The following is a 16964-nucleotide window of genomic DNA, read 5'->3' on the forward strand; positions in this document are numbered from 1 at the left end:
ATGTGGATTGGCGAGGGCGTTCATGCGCCCAGAATCTCACCAACTTTCCTGCTGAATGCGGGAGCCATTGTCTTCGCATAGTCGAGCGTGACGTGAGTGTCGTCAAGGTAGACGGAAATGTTTCCGATGAAGGTCGGGCGCACCTGATCGAAACAGAAAGCCTGATCCGTCATGTCAATCTGCGTGAAGTCAAGGCTGGAGCTGAGCTGGTCGCTCGGATCAGCGTCAGGGAAATACGCAGCGCGCTCCAACAGGCATCCGCCGTACGTCCCGTCGGTTGGATTGGAATCAGAGCAGTCAAACAGGTTCTGCTCTGAGCGCAGATTGTCGCGCACACCGATCACCGGGATGCCACGCTCATTCAGGTAGGTGACGAGGTCTTCCAGACCGCTGACCAGGCTTTCATCAGGGGAATCAGGAGAAGCGGCCGTACTGACCAGCATCACCGCATCGAAGTCGTGCATGTCCATGTAGTCCAGCAGATTCTGGTTGCGTTCCTGACAGGTCCCCTCGTAGCTGTCCGGCATTCCCCACGAGCACCCGCCCTGCAGGACGGCAGTCGCATTCCATTGTGCCGCGTCCAGGAACATGCTGACCTGCGCTAGAATCATCTGTTCAGCGTGAGAATCTCCGGCAATCAGAATGTGGCCTTCGGAGTGCTGGTCATCTGCCGCATAGGTTCGGCACGACCCGTCGTCAGTGTTGAACAGGCGCTGTCCATCCGCGTCACACGGATTGGAATACGAGGCCCACTGCTTGTCCAGGGCAAACGGGCTGGGCAGCGGATCCTCGTCAAAAACAACCGGCTGCATGTTGCCGTCAGTGGTCGCATCGCTGTCAGATGCGGAGTATGTGCTCTCACTGTTCGTGTCGAAAATCGTGGCACCGGGGTGAGTTTCGGAGACCACATTATTCTGCAGATCCGTGAGGTTCATCAGGTCGTCCTGAGCTTTGACATGCAGAGTCCAGTACGTGGCGGCCAGAGGCACAGCTCCAGCCAGAACGCTTGCCAACGCCACGATCGCCTTGTTGCGGGTACGTGCATTGACCCAGCGACCCTTACGCGCCGGATCATCGACCGCATGGGTCAGAACTATTGCAACAACGATGGACACTGCGATGGCAAGCAGTCCCTCGACCACCGTGAGTCGGTGCTGGCCGAAGGCAGCCAGGGTGAGCGTGAAAATGGGCCAGTGAACCAGATATACGGCGTAGGAAATGTCACCCAGATTCGGCAGCGGCCGCGTGGACAGAAATGCTGCGGCTGAGCGAGGCGATTTGCTGGGGAAGAGAAGGATTGTGGAAACCGCGAGCATGGGGACTGCGGCCATGGGACCTGGATAGGTGCCGATGCTCACCAGGCTGTAGATCAGCAGGACGACCAGACCCACCCATGACATCAGGCGGCCCCAGGGGCGCAGGTGACGGAGCCATGGCGCTGCGGCTGCGATTGCTGAGCCGAGGGAGAACTCCCAGATTCGTGCACGTGTATCGAAATAAATGCTCGTGTCATCTGGGGCCGCTGTCAGGAGCCACGTCAGTGACGCAACGGTCAGCAGCGTGAATGTAGCGCAGACGACAGGGCGAATCAGGTGCCGCTTCCTGCGTGCCAGCAGAACACACAACGTCATGAGGAATGGCCAGAGCAGGAACACCTGGCCCTGCATTGACATGGACCACAGGTGCTGCAGGGGGCTGGCAAGCCCAGAGTCATTGGCGTAGTAGTCGGCGGCAACCGACACCAGGCGCCAGTTCTGCCAGTAGTTCACTGACGCGAATCCCTGGATGGCCTGTTCGATCCACCGTGAGCGCGGAAGAATGATGAAGGAGGCAATAACGGTGGCGAAGACAGTGACAACGAGGGGCGGAAGAAGCCGCTTGAATGTGTTGGCCCAGCGCTCCAGGAAAAACGGCATGCGTCCGGCTTCTGAACGACGCACGAATGAGGATGTCATCAGATAAGCGGAAATCATGATGAATGCGTCAACACCGATGGGGGAGCCGATGCGCCATGCGTGGTAGAGAAGCACCTGCACCATGCAGATCGCCCGCAGACCCTGGATATCGAAGCGACGGGGAGACGCTTTGATGGGCTGCGCGGCTACATGAGGAGGCGTTGAAGGGCCTTGTGGGCGCTCGCGGCTCAATGCCGAACGCGGGTGTGCTTCAACATTGACAATTATCGAAGCTATCACGGGGTAGATCAGAAAGCGTATCGTCATGCGGCTTGGAAAGGGCGAAAGTGATGTGACATTTGGCTGTCCTTTATGTGGGGGACTTGCCCTGAGTGACCTGAAGAACCGCCAATATGTGCATATTAGAATGCTATGAGCACGTTGATGATATGAGGTGGAATGATAAAAATCGCTCGTTATTTCAGTGCCGCTGTTTTCCTTTCTCTTGCGGCTGCGAGTATGCCCGTCGCCGCTCTCGCAACGGATAGCGACTACTTGGAAGACGACCAGACGGCAGGAAGCCAAGGAACATCGACCGAAGAAGACAGGTCGACATCTTCTTCTGAGGATCCAGCACATACTGGTGCGGTAGAAGGCGCTCCTGAGGAGGCTGGGAATATTGGCCAAGCTGATGAGTGGAAAGATCCTGAAGGCAGCGGGCTTGAAGAAGAGACCAGTGCTCGCGAAGAAGATTCCTCTCAACCGCAAGATCCACCTGACGACTTTTCGCCCCAGACTTCTGTGAGATCACATGACGGCGGCATCGTGTCCGTCCAGTCAACAGAAGTCATCGGCAACGGCTGGACTGTCGGGGACATATACAACGCCGGGAATTTTGACGCCAGCGGAAGCGGCGACCTGTTTCTTGTCACGGGTGACGGAACGCTGTGGCTGTATCCGCGTTCCTCTCCCACAACCTTTCAACCACGTCAACGTGTCGGCCAAGGATGGGCAACACTGCCGCATGTGATGGCTGGCATCGACTTTGATGGTGATGGCCACACAGATGTGCTGGGCGTTCACCCCAATGGGGCGCTTGTTTTGTACCCGGGGTCGGGATCAGGATCTTTCAAGGCATCCAGACAGGTTGGACAGGGTTGGGCTATTTTTGATCGGTTGATTGCGATTCAGCGTGGTCCAGGTGGCAATGCAGCAGTTCTCGCTTTCAGAGATAACCAGATGAGCGTATACGGAACAGATGGTAAAGGAACGTGGAAAGCGCCTCGTCCCGGGAGTTTCCCGAATCATCATTGCGCGCCATTCCCGGCGAGCGATCTTTTCGACACGGGTCATTCATCGATTATTTGCCTGTCATCAGATGGTGACGTTAATATGCATGCGACGACCGATGGACTGGCTTATTCGTCGTACGCTTCGTTGAAAACCTCTTTCGAGGCACCTGTTTTCGCCCAGTCCAACGGTTATGCGGGCGGTGGTGAGGGGAGTATCGATATTGCCGATGCTCGCGGCCTTCTTTATTCTGTGAAGGTTGCAGGCTTGAGTGGATCAAGTGATTCGGAGCCGTCGCATCCAGCACCTGAATCTCCTGGACCTGACGACGTGTGGTACGACATTAGCTTGTCGACCCACGAAATGATCGGAGTGGGCTGGCCGCAGTCAAGGGTGTATTCGATGGGCGATTTTGATGGGAATGGCCATGCAGATTTCGCTTTGGTTAATTCGAATGGTCAGCTGACTTTCTATCCCATGAACTCATCTACTCGCTTTGGCAGTCCGCGCGTTATTGGTCAGGGGTGGAATGCAGTTCGAGACATTTACACAGGAATTGACTTTAATGGGGACAATCGCAGCGATATATTAGCCCGCATGCCAGATGGAAGGCTGCGACTGTATCCTGGCGATGCACGCGGTGGATTCCTTGCGCCGTACTACGTTGGTCAGGGGTGGGGCAGCTTCGCGAAAGTTTGGTTGCTACGCAATGGGCCGAATCACCACCCGGCTATCTACGCATTGGACTCTGATCAAAGTCTCATGCTCTATTCGACAAATGGCCAAGGAACGTTCCTGCCGCCACGCAACCTCGGAAAAGTCGATGACCTGCTCTCTCATGCTTTTTCTGCAGATGACTGGAATAGCTCGGGTCGTTCAGATCTCATCTCCCGTGATGACAATGGTCACCTGTACGTTCTTCAGCAGAGCCAGAGCGGGCGCTTCGAACCACCACGACTCATAGGGTGGGGATGGCAGAGTATGTCGCCACTTCTTGTTGGAAATACCTCGCATTCATCCAAGGAGCTTGTTGCTGTGGACACGCGAGGGATCCTGCACCTGTACTCTTTCACCTACAGAGGAACTAACCGCTCCTTCAGGAGTATTCCCTTACCGAAACCGACGTATGCTCATCGGGTACAGGAAACCGATCAGTGGCTCACGCATCCCATTTCGTGGCAGGGACAACCTGACGGATCAACGTGCGGGCCGACGTCGATGTACATGGTTCTCAATTACCTGGGTTACCAGCAATCTCGCTATGCGACGCACAGCTTATCGATTTGGAATCTCGCATCTTCAAGCTACGCGGCAGTAGGAAGTGGTGCCTCAGGTGGAACATCGTGGGAACACCACCGGTTATCTGTCGGCCTGAACCGATGGATGGGAACTCAGTCCTACCGACAGACAACATTCCCCAGTGGGTGGGATTTCAGAAGCAAGGTTCTCGACAGTTTTCAGACAGGGCGCCCGGTTCTGGTGGACACGATTGAGAGTTATGGAGGCCCCCACTATAACGGTCACACTGGGACCAGTTCGCACATCATTGTTGCGTATCGCTACCACAAATCAAATGCGACAGTGGGGTTTGTTGATCCGGGAGGGCCTGGATCTGCCATTACCGGATATAGCGCGCAGCGTTACTTTGATTACTTTGACGCTAACCGTTTTGCGGAGAATTTCCTCGGCAATTATGGCGTCGGCGGCCATGGAATGGTGTATTGATGCGCCGTACCCGTCTGCAGTTTGTAGCTGGAGCACTAACGTGTGCTGCGATGTCGGGGCTGTGCGCATGTACAAGTTCCTTTACGGGGAGTATCCAGAGCGACCATGGCCAATCGGGCGCGCCTGAGGAGAATACCGGTGTGGCTCAGCAAAGCGAGCCGCAATCCCTGCCCGCAGCAGGAGGTCTGCGGGATCCCAGCACGTGTGACCGACAGGCGCGTGAACCCGCTGATATTTCTCGTGCAGTGCTGGCTGTCTTAGGCGAACCGATCTCGACGGAATCTGTCATTATTGATACGACCTCGCAAGCAATCGCCCTCTTCCGAAGCACGACTGTCGGGTCGACTATTGACAGCGGATCTCCACTGCAAATGATCGGCATGGGCGAAAGGGGCGAAGTTCTGGCGGTTGCGCAGGAACTGCCGCGTGCTGAACATTCCAGTCCGACTCATGTAGGAATCATTGAAGGCAAGAAGTTTTATCCATTTGTGTCGACGAAACTGCTGCCGGAGCAACCGCCTACCGCGCTCACGCCGGCTCCTCTTGCAGGGACAATCGCACGTGGCCACGCGATATGGACCGAACAGCTTTTCGACGGGACGCCGTCCAACGCGTGGTCCATGGCGTGGCGTGTGATGGGAGCGCCGCTGACGGGTCAGAAGATGGCGACCGAATTGCTCTCATCATGGGCGCTGACTGGTCAGAGCAGTCTTCCCGTCGCCTCCGGATGGGTTCCACCTGCTTTCGATGGCACATATGCGTATGTACCAGCTGTGCTCCCGGCCGATGGACAGGACAATGCATATGAGGAACAAATCCTCCAGGTCGCGTTGAACAATCCTGGAACTGTCGTCTCGGGCGAACAGGGGCGTTTGCCCGCTGCCATTGGTACAGACGTGGGATGGATTCGTGACACGACCGGGAACGGACCAGAGTCAGAATCTGACGTATTCACCCTTCACTGGGCGAAGCCGAGCCGACACGATATTGAAATTCAGACAGGTGACTTTTTCAAAGTACAGTGGCTTGCGGGCGACGAACACTTTATTGTGATAGTTTTCCAGGATCAATGCTCCGCGCGTTCTTGGCTGGGGCGCTTCGATCGTGAAAAGGATGCTTTCACGGGGTGGGTCTATCAAAAGTCCGATGGAATTGCGTTATCGTTGAACGATTCAGTCGCAGTATGGGGCAATGGGTCAGGAAATGTCGGCTCTGAAATGTATCGATGGGACCTGATGACCGATAGTATTACCGCCCTGGGCGCTAACGAGGGATTTTCTGTTCCCTTCAGCGGAGGCCATTTGATGACAGCGATTCCTTCATTTGGAAAAGAATCGGGCGCGCCGCTAGTCCAATGGGCTCTTGAAAAGCCCATTGACTGAATGGTCGGTTGCTGAAAGCACTTCCGTTTTCAAACGGCCTCGGCTCAGAATGCCTTAGGTGAAAGGTGAGAATCGCCCCACCTACGAAGCCTCCTTTCCAGAGGTTTTTCGATCAATAAGTGGAGTCCGCCGGCCGCAGCAAGCGCGATGATGAATACGACGCACCACACAGGGATAGTCCACACTCCCCACGGAATGAGTCCAGTGAAGCTCTTGAAGGAATAGAGGACAGTAGCGTGGACGAGGTAAAAAGCATACGACCATTCACCGCCTGTCACGAGGAACCGGTGCCTCAGGGGCGAATAGCGCCCCTCGATGTCCGCCGATGCGCAGATGGCAATCATCAAGGCGTAGATGAGTGCCAGGATGACGGGTGTGAAAGTCCTTAAGAAGCTGATGAAAGGGCTTGATTGGTCATGATATCGAGAATTCAGGAGCCAGTAAAAGGCGATGACGCCAGCAATCATGATGTAGACAGACCACGGGGGAAGCTGAAAGCGTACACCAGCGCGCAATAGGTGCGCGAGCGCCATTCCGAGAAAGAACTCCCAGACTCTCTCCAGCGGAGGGGAAATGACGAGTTCTGACGCACGAAGCAGGCACATGACAATACCTACTCCAATGGCGCACGTGAGGAGGGCGAAAGCAGTTTTCTTTTTCATTGTCGTGCGCGAATTCACTAAAGGGTGAAGGAAATAGAAAAACGCTTCACACGAAAGAGTCCAAGCCGCGGGATTTCCTGAAAACAGTACCGCAGGTTGGGTGGAAAATCCCTGGAGCAAGATGATTGACAGTGCAATGACTGGAAGTGAGAACTGCTTGACCCAGGACTGATCATCAGGCGGTGTGGAAAAAGAATAGAAAACGAAAAGACAGGGTATCAATGCCACGAGATGGGCCGGCCATATCCTGGCGAATCTTCTCCACCAGAATTGTCGAATGCCCGTTGACGGCGCGGCTGACCAAGTGAGGACGAAACCGGAAAGAACGAAGAAAAATGAAACACCCGTATATCCCACGTTCAGGAGCGACTGATGCCGAAGGGGTGCCAGATTCGCCATATGGTATGCGAAGACGCCAAATGCTGCCCACCATCGTAAGCCGGTCAGGGAATCAAGGCGTTTATGCATCGGCAATTCCTTATGACTAAGAATAGGAAGCGAGATCTATTGGTCGGCTGGCGGAAGTAGATTCTCATGCCCACACCACCCTTTTTCCACGAATTCCTTTGCCCATAGCCCGACTTGCTTTTTCCCGCACAGATATGCGCGGAGCTGCTGTAGGCGTGAAAAACTTGAATAAGCTTCGAAAGCCATAGGATGGTTCATCATAATGCGGACTGAACGATACTTGGCAATAAAGTTGTCGGCACGCGTAGCTTTTGCTACGGCTTGTAGGGGACGCTTTATGGCGGGTGTCAGTCGGATGGGTGCCTGATGAAATAGCCGTGCGTCACGGCCGGTTGCTTCCTGATAAAGATGGGAGGTAAATCTTGAATACCATTCGCGGGTAAGAGTCAGGTGCGATCCGCCCTTTAGCCATAGCATCCAAAATTCATGGTCCAGCATCGGCAGTGCCCACGAATAGCCAAAGAACTCGTACGTCGACATTGAATTATTGATATATTTAGCCTGTCTTTCCCTGAGGTTGAACCATTCGATAAGCTCTTGTGTCGCTCGGGGATTATTTCTGGAACCAATTTCTAAAGCTGCTCGTTGAAGTTCTGCTTGCCAAACCGGATCGCGGCCAATGGCATGATAGCAGCCTTGAAGATTAGCGTGGTGTTTAGTTATTGCGGCCAAGATCTCTTTGTACGAATGCCCTTTTTCGCAAAGATTTTCGTCGTGCATATTGCCGACAATCGTATGGCCAGGCAGGAAAACAGCATCGTCCTCGACGAGCTTGTTTTCTTTAATAACACTAAGTGGATACCAATCTTGAATGTGTGGGAGTGATGTTCCTTTCCAGGTTTTTCTGAGAAAGTGCTCGAAATCAGATCCTGTCACAGCTTTGTGGACTTTTGAAGTATCAAGGGGGACCACAAACCAGTCAATTCCTAATTCATTTGCAACCAGATGCGAGATGTTGACTTCATCGCTGTCATCTTTTCCGTACGTAAATGCGATCACATTTTCGACATGTTTCAACCGTAGGTAGGATGCGAGAAGCCGTGAGTCGAGCCCTCCGGATAGAGGAATGACAAGTTGCCTTTCCCCGACGACGTCGAGGAGGCGCCCTATGCTGCTATCGAGCGCATGCTTGAATAAGTCACTAAATTCTTCAGCATCGGTAACACTGTCTGGAGAGAAGGCATATCGCGTGTAAAGGCGAGACTCTTTCTCCCCATCTTTCTTAAGGATGACGTAGTGGGCGGCCTCAGTTGAACAAATGCTTTCTGCGAGAGTGTAAGGGCCGATACAAAAGCCTGTACTCTCAAATATCCGAGCCTGTTGGTCATTCCGCTCGAGTGATTTCAATGTGCGAGTAGCCTCGAAGTCGTCGGTAACTAACCACGTTCCGTTAACAAATGCATAGGCAAGCGGATGGGAACGAATCCGGTCACTGGCTATAATCGGGTTTTCCTCTCGCTCATCGACGATGGTCCAGTGGCCAGGAAGTTTCGCCAAAATGTCTTCATTTACGCCACTGGATAACATCTGCATGATGAGCTGCGTATCGCTGGACATTGACCAGACGTGGAGCCTGCCTGAAGAGTCTGTGACCCACCGGGGGGATGTCAGTTTGAGATCGAAAAACTTCATTAAACGCTCCCTTCGACGAGCGAATGTGGAAGAGCAGGAATCGCAGTCAACATCATACAGAAGAGAACCACAAGTACTGCTTCAGTTCTGTGTGACGGGACCTAAACTGGTTAGACAATATAGAGTATTGTCTTGCTAGACTCGCGGACTTGCCAGTGAGATATGCAGGAGGACAGTTCATGCTGGAGATACCAGGCGACGCAGTTTTTGCTTATTCAATTACCCAGGAGCCTGATGAAGCTTTTGCCCAGTCGGAAGAGCTCGCTGGTTCTCTATTTCTCAATACAACCGAGAAGACTGAGAGCAGAGAATTCACAAATGCGGAAGGGTCCTCACAGGCTGTTGTTATTGGTTTTTGTGTTGATGCGCATGGTGAGCGATCCCGTGACGAAATACCGCAGATGATTCTAGAGGCTGCAGCCGAGTCGGGAATCAAGTACGCATATGAGCTGTGTAACCGTCTCGCAGGCAAATACGTCGTCTACTTAAGTGTTGATGGCGTAGAGGTAGTCTGGGGGGACGCGACATGCAGTATGTCCGTCTTCTATACTCACGAGGATCCTGTGGTGGCCTGTGGTGTGTCAGAGAATCTGGTAGGTGCTTATGTGAGCAACCGTTCGGATTCTCAGATGGTCAAGATTACAACGAATGCTCCTGATGGTCAGCCCCTTCCGAACAATGTGACCAGCTTTGACCATGTCAGAATTCTTCTCCCGAATCATATACTTTATGTTCGTCAACAATATGCCGAACGTGTGTGGAGGACCCCGGGTCTGGTCAGACGGACAGCTCTCGATGAGGTCGTAGTGAAAACGCTTCTTCTTATGAAGAATATATATCGAGAATATAATAAGTATTATGACTTGCTGTGTCCGTTAACTGCTGGATATGACAGTAGGATTAATTTTGCCTTTATGAAGGAACTGGGTGATAACCCGGCAACATTCACCTTCCGGCATCCTTCATTCACGGATGAAACGCCGGATTTGAAGATTTCTCATGTGATATCTGAATATTATGGCGTGCCGCACTCTATAGTCATGGACTCCCGTATGGAGGAATCTGAAAAGAGCCATTATAAAAGAATTGTCGGTAGAGATGCAACTGATTATTCGCTTAATCTAGCGCTTACCATTAGAAAAACATTCGGTAATAGAGCGATTCTCAACGGGAATATAATCGACCAAATAGGTAAAAGTGTTACGGGTAATAACGTTCCCGATAGACTCGCTTCGCCATCCTTTGTTCGTTCCCGTATTTACAATAGCGGCAAACCAGCCTTGCAGATACTCGGACTCTATCTTAGGGACGTGAGGCAAAATTGTGGAAATGATGTGTTTGATGTTTTAGCCTGGGAACAGGACTGCTGTAGATGGGCTACTCAAAGTGATATTACCTATGGCATGTGTGGTGTGAACATGCTTACACTGTCAAACTGTCGAGAACTTATCTTGGAATGGATCAAGGTCCCGCGAAAACAACGCGTCCGCAAGGAGCTCCATAAATCGCTCTTCCAGCAGCTAGACCCGAAGCTTCTTTCTTTCGGCTTCACACCCGAGTCTAATATCAAGAGAATAGTGAGGCTCAATTGGCCAATATTCTATCTCAGTTGTTATGGGTACGGTTGGTACGTTTCAAGACACTCACGTTAGAAGAACTTAGGACGGTGAAATGCCGGTGAAGACGAGAGAATCTTCTATCTGAGGAGGTGAAAGAATTGCGGGGGATCTGGCATCGACTACATGAAAAGCTGCTGCGCGAGAAGAATCGTAGTCCAGTGGTATCTGCGATCTTGACTCTGATGACGGGAACCATGATCTCCCAGATCGTCATTTTTATATTTCAAATTTTTATCAATCGAATTTATACTGACTACGAAAAAGGGCTTTTCGGAATATATGGAACCATTACCTCCTTCGTTATCGCCGTAGCAGCGTTGAGATTTGATGTTACCCAGATGTTGCCCAAATCAGATACTGTTGCTCGTGTTTTGAAAAAGATTGCAACTCGTTCGATAGTGGTCTCCTCTTTTTTGACTTCACTATTTTGTATTATATTTTCGAAGTTTCTTGAAGATAGGTATCATCAATCCCAGGAATTATCGAAATGGCTAATGATTTCCGGTTTGACTGTCTTCTTGGTGGCAGAGATAACGAATATTCAGTACTGGTTGACGCGAAAAGAGAGATTCGGAGCTCTTGCTTCCAACCAGGTTCTTCAGTCGACAAGTATTGTCTTCTTTCAACTTATAATGGGACTGTTGTGGAAGGGAGGTCTGGTCGGTCTTATAACGGGAACGATCATGGGTCAGTTGGTCGGGTTTGTCGCAATAAAGATCCGCACTCCAGAGCTCCGTGGACCCATACCGGATAATGCGCCTTCGATGCTTTCGCTAATGAGGCGCTATAGAAAGATGCCCTTGTTAAACGGTCCAAACGTACTTGTAGACTCGGCTCGCAATATGGGGATTAATTTGTTGATTGGTTCAGTGGCCGTCGCCGCTCTTGGCCAATTTCAACTAGCGTGGGCCATTATGCAAGTTCCCGTTGGACTTATAGCAGGCTCAGTTTCGCAGGTATTTCTCAAGAAGCTTGCAGTTGTTGAGCATGGGAAGATGTCAGGTCTTGTACGTTTTACTTTGATTCGAGCAGCGTTTGCTGCAATTGGGCCATTTGCTTTGCTATTCGTTCTGGCACCATGGCTATTTCCATTCGTTTTTGGCGCCCAGTGGGATCAGGCTGGCTATTTTGCTCAAGCACTTACACCATGGCTGTATATGACGGTCCTGACTTCTCCCATATCGAACATATTTGTCGTTACCGAAAATCAACGTCGAATGCTGATTTTTGCTGTTTTGTACTGTGTTGTTCCTTTATTGTGGTTGTGGTTCTCGCCGCTGACTTTGCTCCCGACCGTATTTGCTCTTGGCGGGCTTATGGCACTAATGCTGGGTGTGATGCTGTTGCTAGCGTGGAAATGCGCCGTGGATTTTGACAGGAAGCTGCCTGCTTCTGAATCTTCTATCTCGTAGGTCTAAGACATATGCCTGCGGAAGCAGTCGAGACTGTCACGGTAGAATTTGCCTGATGAAGTGGCAAACGTCGTTTCGCTGAATCGCTCGCGTGCCCGTTTGCGGATTCGTTCTGGCTCAAAAATGCGTGGATTGCCGTAGAGGGCATCACAGGCGACAAACTGCATTGCTTGTGCAAGCTCGCTTTCATCGTCTATCGAAACGGTTACACCTTCCGAAGGCCCTATCATGTATTGTCCTCCCCACGTTCGGGTTCCGATGCAGGGCAGGCCTACCATCTGCGCCTCTGCGAACACTGCGCCGGCTGATTCGACAGCGCTCGCAAGCACAAACGCATGTGTGTGTGACAGCAGATTGAAGATTTCATTTCTGGGCCGAGAGCCGAGGAAGTCAACCGCATCCGCGACGCCGAGATCTGTGCAATACGCTTTGAGGCGAGCTATTTCTCCTGATACTCCTCCTCCTATTACTACAAGCCGTGTATGCGGAATGGTGTTGCGTAGCCGGGCGAAAGCTCGGATAGTGAGTTTTGGACGTTTGTTGTCGCCAAGATGTGAGACGTGGCTGAAAATAAAATCACTTCCGGAGACATAGGAAGGTATGGAAACGCTCTGGGCGTCATTAGGAACAGGCAAAGTGATGACTGTCCAAGGAGATGTGGAATAATACGATTCAAGCTTTTTTGCAAAGAGTGGAGACACGGTGGCGCGTCCCTGGGCTGCTCTGACAAGGCGCATAATTTCGCGGGTACGCGGTGAGCTATGTGCTCGTTTTATTGACGAAGGTCGGTGCTCGGTGAGGCAATAAGGAATACACCAACGTCTTGACGCAGCAGCAGCGAGATAAATTCCTGGGTAAACTGAATGGGCGTGCGCGATTGCTGGTCTACCGCAATGGGCCTCATACAGTTGAAAAGCCTTTTTCGCTTGAAGTGCAATCACGGAGAATTCACCGGGCAGCTTTTCTGAGGGGATATTTCTGACGGAACCGCGGACAACGCCAATCCCCTCCTCGATAGTGAAATTGAGTGGCTCGGCCGCTTTCCAGGGTTGCTGGGACGTGAGTGCGATGATACCAACTGTGAAGCCGGCTTTTTTCAGCATCTGGGCCTGTTCGCGGAAGAAAGTTCCATTCAAAGGAGAACTGGCACTCGGATACCACGATGGGAGAAGGAGCACATGAGGTGAAAACGATAACGAGCTGACTGAGGACCCTGTCATCTTTTGAGCATAGAGGATTTCGAGCTATCCTGGCGCCCTGTAGGATAGTGTCATCCAATTCCTGATGATGCGAGGCTCAAAGTGCATTCCACACCGACGATGATTTTTCATGCGCCCTATCCGATGGAGCAAAATCCTACTGCAGCCTCTCGTTTGCGTCCACTGCGGATGCGGCGCGCTTTCGCAGAAATCGGTTACCACGTGATTGATATGTCAGGGACGACGCCTGAAAGGCGCAGGAAGCTGGCTGCGTTAAGACGGGAGCTTCAGCAGGGGATGAAGCCGGAGTTTCTCTACAGCGAGAACTCCACGCAACCCAATGTATTCGCTACGAGCGTGAAGTCAGGATTTGCGCCGATGCTTGATAATGCGATCTTGAGTCTTGTGCGCAGGCACGGCATCCCATCGGGTGTTTTCTACCGCGATATCTACTGGAAATTTGCACATGCCCCAGCAAAAACTGTCATTGGCAAGCTGTCGCCTTTTTTTCACCGACTCGATATGCGTGGATACCTCCGCAATAATGTGCATTTTTTCCTGCCCTCTGAAGGCATGGCAACCTATCTCAACCTGCCGAACGACGCAACGTTTTCTGCTCTTCCACCCGCAGGGGATAGTGGACGCACAATGCCGCTTCCAACAGGTCCGCTGAGATTGTTTTATGTCGGTGGGCTCGGCGGGCATTATCGTCTTGATGCGCTCTTCGCAGCCCTTAAACAAGAACCAAGTATTGAACTGGAGCTAGTGACGAGGCCTGAACAATGGAAGGCAGCCCTTGCTCAGGACTCTTCATTGGGCAGCGACCAGATTCATGTGCATCACTTGAATTCAAGTGAACTTGATCCGCTGTATGCGGATACTCACATCGGCATTCTTGCTGTTGAGCCGAGTGACTACCGGAAGTTTGCTGCGCCGGCGAAACTGTTCGAGTATATTTCGCGAGGGCGACCAGTTCTCGTGACAGCTGGAACCGAGGCCGCACGGATCGTCAACAAACTGGATGCAGGCTGGCAGGTCAATTACGGAATTGCTGATATTGCCCAGATCTTGACTTTCTTGAAAGCTCACCCTGAGGACGTTAAGCAGAAAGCGAGGAATGCTCGCATAGCGGCTCAGACTAATACGTGGAGAGACCGTGCTCGCTCTGTTGCCGAAGTCTTGACAGAAAGCAAGTGACAAAGATGAATCAATCATTTCGTGCCCGCCTGCTTGATTTTCTCCACGACGCCGCATTTTCCCTACCTGCGCCTGTGGCTGATACTGTCATGAAGCTTGCAGGGCCGGGTAGCCCCCTATATCCGGTAATTCGCAGAGCTCAAGGATACAAGCCCTACCCGCTTCCATCCCCGCTTGCGATTCCCGACGCGCCTATTCGAGTACTGATTGCGCCCGTAAACTTTGCGGAACAGGCGTGGCAGTGGGCACATGCTCTAGAACGTTCTTATCCGAACATAAATGCACAAAATGTGATGGTCGACTTTCCTGGAGCGTTACCATTCCGATCCGATCGAGTTATTCCCTACGGCGTTTTCACGCTCTCAAAGGATTGGGCACGCAAGTATTTCGAACAGGTCTCACAGTTTACGCATGTGCTGGTCGAGGCGGAGGAGCCTCTTTTCGGGCCACTATTTAACTTCAGCGTTGAAAAAGAAGTGCGAGCTTTACAGTCGCGGGGAGTTTCTGTCGCCGTGTTGTCCCATGGTTCTGATACGCGAAATCCTCGCGCGCATGCGCGGCGAATCCACTTCTCTCCTTTCGATGAAAACGACCCTAAGACGCAACTACTCCAACGACGTTCAGATCGTAACCGGCAGCTGATCGAGCGTTTAGGAGTACCAGTTTTCGTTTCGACGCCAGATCTGCTTGACGATGTTCCGCAGGCTCATTGGTGCCCACTCGCGATTAACCCTGACGAGTGGGGATCAAAGAGTAGCGGAATGGGAGACAAAACGTCGAGCGAAAGACGAAGCCTCCTGCAGGTAGCACATATTCCAAGTCGCTCTTGGTTGAAGGGCTCTGAACAAATAGTTCCCGTGCTCGAGCGCCTTGATGCGAAAGGAATCGTGGAGAGTAGATTTCTCGAATCAGTGCCTCGGAATGAGATGCCCGTAGCCTTGGGAAATGCAGATCTTCTGGTTGAACAAATCACGATGGGTATTTATGGAACAACGTCGCTCGAAGCGATCGGAGCGGGATGCATTCCGATAGCGCATATTGATACCCGCTTTCGCACATATATCGAGAAAACTACCGGAATCAAATGCCCCATTGTCGAGGCGCAAGCGGACACGTTGGAAGAAACCATTGCAACTCTTGCTCGCGATAAGCACAGGCGTGAATCAATCCTCGAAGAAAATAAGCGCTATCTTGCGCTTGTCCACGATGGTGAACTGAGCGCGCGTGCGCTATATGAAAATTGGATATCCGCCTAAAGCTTTTCCTTCGGGACTCCGATAGCTAGGAGCCCAATAGTTCTTCCATAATAGTCCGAGCAACCGCAGCTTCATTCTCAAAGCTCAAGGCATGTGAAGCTTTGTGGCTAGCCTGTTTGAATGCTTGTATCTGCTGTGAATCAAGTGAATGCAAAGACTCTACGATTTGCGGAATATCGAAGCCGCCAGATAACACTCCTAAACCGTATTTATTGACTACGTCCGTCATTTCTACAGAAGGGCCGACGGCCAAGGCAAGCCGCGCCTGAATGAAGTCGAAGAATTTGTTTGGCAAAGCTAGGCGGGCATTCGTTGTAATCGGTTTGATCCAGTAGACACCAACATCGAACTGGTTCAAGACAAAAGGCAAATCAGAAGGGGAAACAGGGTCATGAAAGGTAATTCGATCGCATCCACTGGCTTTGGCTTGTAGTTCCCGTAAATACTTACCTTTATCATTCGCCGGCACCAAATACAGGTCAAGCGTGAAATTATCACCGGCTTCAATCACGGCGTCAATTGCAGTGTCCAGCGCGCGGCCTGCAACAGCGCCGCCTGAATGAACCAGTCTGATAGGACCGGAGTCGTTAACCGGGCTAGGGGAAAGATCGACCCATGGCGCCGCATTCCTCATAAGACGAGGCCGGATACCATAGTGCTGCTCGTACAACGAGGCAATTCTCCCCCCGACAGTTGTCGCTGCGCTCACCTGTGGAAGCCATGTGCGGCAGATGTGATCAATCCAGGGAGCGACGAGCAGGCGCCACGAGAGAATCTGAGTGCGTTCCTCCGGTGCCCATTCATGCAAGTCTGCCCACACCGGCGCGCCGTGAGCCGCTGTCAGTGCGGCAGGCAGTGCCCGTGCATCGTTGGCCACGACAACATCAAATGAATGTCCTTCCAGAAGACGCAACGCTTCCTTCGTGGCCGGAGCATCCAGGTCGACCGAAGAGTGACGGTGAAGCGCAAGCTTGGCGACACCGGATGGTGTCTGAGGCAAAGAGGCAGCAGATTGAGGAACCTCAAGGTGCTCGGTTGAATACGGGGTTGTCGGCCCGTATCCAACGGTTGTGACGTCGCCGAATTCCTGAAGTACGCTCAGCTGGCGAAGTACGCGTGCGTCGCGTGCAAGAGGAGAAAACGAAAGACACAAAATACGTGGCTTCTGACTCATGTGCTCGCTTCTTTCTGCCTTTGACAAGGCATGGTGCTCTGTCTAAATACCGT

At 52.1% G+C, this 16964-nt stretch carries 11 protein-coding genes; 6 read left to right on the top strand and 5 right to left on the bottom strand.

Going from position 1 to position 16964, the window contains the following annotated elements; translation table 11 throughout:
* Positions 1-20: 20 nt before the first annotated feature.
* Entirely contained in the window at positions 21-2222 is a 2202-nt protein-coding gene (locus AC1EJZ_RS06610) for an acyltransferase family protein (protein WP_480294322.1), read from the bottom strand.
* Between the two features lie 132 nt (positions 2223-2354).
* Here AC1EJZ_RS06610 and AC1EJZ_RS06615 point away from each other — a divergent pair, with 132 nt between their 5' ends.
* A complete protein-coding gene (locus tag AC1EJZ_RS06615) occupies positions 2355-4910 on the top strand; it encodes an FG-GAP-like repeat-containing protein (protein WP_480294323.1) in 2556 nt (851 codons plus the stop codon).
* Positions 4911-5050: 140 nt separating this feature from the next.
* Positions 5051-6292: a hypothetical protein gene (locus AC1EJZ_RS06620; RefSeq protein ID WP_480294325.1), complete on the top strand. Its 1242-nt coding sequence runs from the start codon at positions 5051-5053 to the stop codon at positions 6290-6292.
* Between the two features lie 44 nt (positions 6293-6336).
* On the opposite strand, the gene AC1EJZ_RS06625 is transcribed toward AC1EJZ_RS06620, so the two are convergent.
* Both AC1EJZ_RS06625 and AC1EJZ_RS06630 read right to left on the bottom strand, forming a co-directional pair.
* Positions 6337-7422 carry an acyltransferase family protein gene (locus AC1EJZ_RS06625; RefSeq protein ID WP_480294326.1) on the bottom strand — a complete coding sequence of 362 codons (1086 nt, stop codon included), beginning with the start codon at positions 7420-7422 and terminating at the stop codon, positions 6337-6339.
* A gap of 36 nt (positions 7423-7458) precedes the next feature.
* Positions 7459-8979 carry an asparagine synthase-related protein gene (locus AC1EJZ_RS06630; RefSeq protein WP_480294327.1) on the bottom strand — a complete coding sequence of 507 codons (1521 nt, stop codon included), beginning with the start codon at positions 8977-8979 and terminating at the stop codon, positions 7459-7461.
* Between the two features lie 254 nt (positions 8980-9233).
* On the opposite strand from AC1EJZ_RS06630, the gene AC1EJZ_RS06635 reads away from it, so the two are divergent.
* Positions 9234-10706 carry a hypothetical protein gene (locus tag AC1EJZ_RS06635; RefSeq protein ID WP_480294328.1) on the top strand — a complete coding sequence of 491 codons (1473 nt, stop codon included), beginning with the start codon at positions 9234-9236 and terminating at the stop codon, positions 10704-10706.
* Between the two features lie 161 nt (positions 10707-10867).
* Positions 10868-12085 (top strand): lipopolysaccharide biosynthesis protein, encoded by a 1218-nt coding sequence (locus tag AC1EJZ_RS06640; protein WP_480294329.1) that lies wholly within the window; start codon positions 10868-10870, stop codon positions 12083-12085.
* Positions 12086-12087: 2 nt separating this feature from the next.
* On the opposite strand, the gene AC1EJZ_RS06645 is transcribed toward AC1EJZ_RS06640, so the two are convergent.
* Complete coding sequence (locus AC1EJZ_RS06645) at positions 12088-13221, bottom strand: glycosyltransferase (RefSeq protein ID WP_480294330.1); 1134 nt, start codon at positions 13219-13221, stop codon at positions 12088-12090.
* Between the two features lie 165 nt (positions 13222-13386).
* On the opposite strand from AC1EJZ_RS06645, the gene AC1EJZ_RS06650 reads away from it, so the two are divergent.
* Both AC1EJZ_RS06650 and AC1EJZ_RS06655 read left to right on the top strand, forming a co-directional pair.
* Positions 13387-14481, top strand: a complete 1095-nt coding sequence (locus tag AC1EJZ_RS06650) for a glycosyltransferase family protein (RefSeq protein ID WP_480294331.1) — start codon at positions 13387-13389, stop codon at positions 14479-14481.
* The gene (locus tag AC1EJZ_RS06655) at positions 14478-15737 is read left to right on the top strand and encodes a hypothetical protein (protein WP_480294332.1); all 1260 of its coding nucleotides are present in this window, start codon (positions 14478-14480) and stop codon (positions 15735-15737) included. Before AC1EJZ_RS06650 ends, AC1EJZ_RS06655 begins: the two co-directional genes overlap by 4 nt.
* Positions 15738-15762: 25 nt before the next feature.
* Here AC1EJZ_RS06655 and AC1EJZ_RS06660 read toward each other — a convergent pair whose 3' ends face one another.
* Positions 15763-16911 (bottom strand): glycosyltransferase, encoded by a 1149-nt coding sequence (locus tag AC1EJZ_RS06660; RefSeq protein WP_480294333.1) that lies wholly within the window; start codon positions 16909-16911, stop codon positions 15763-15765.
* Positions 16912-16964 lie beyond the last annotated feature (53 nt).

Source organism: Pauljensenia sp. C0170B5 (assembly GCF_056590195.1).

Bases quoted from the DNA above. Each gene is read 5' to 3' on its own strand.
- AC1EJZ_RS06610 (WP_480294322.1), bottom strand. From the start codon at position 2,222: ATGACGATACGCTTTCTGATCTACCCCGTGATAGCTTCGATAATTGTC.
- AC1EJZ_RS06615 (WP_480294323.1), top strand. From the start codon at position 2,355: ATGATAAAAATCGCTCGTTATTTCAGTGCCGCTGTTTTCCTTTCTCTT.
- AC1EJZ_RS06625 (WP_480294326.1), bottom strand. From the start codon at position 7,422: ATGCATAAACGCCTTGATTCCCTGACCGGCTTACGATGGTGGGCAGCA.
- AC1EJZ_RS06630 (WP_480294327.1), bottom strand. From the start codon at position 8,979: ATGTCCAGCGATACGCAGCTCATCATGCAGATGTTATCCAGTGGCGTA.
- AC1EJZ_RS06635 (WP_480294328.1), top strand. From the start codon at position 9,234: ATGCTGGAGATACCAGGCGACGCAGTTTTTGCTTATTCAATTACCCAG.
- AC1EJZ_RS06640 (WP_480294329.1), top strand. From the start codon at position 10,868: ATGATCTCCCAGATCGTCATTTTTATATTTCAAATTTTTATCAATCGA.
- AC1EJZ_RS06660 (WP_480294333.1), bottom strand. From the start codon at position 16,911: ATGAGTCAGAAGCCACGTATTTTGTGTCTTTCGTTTTCTCCTCTTGCA.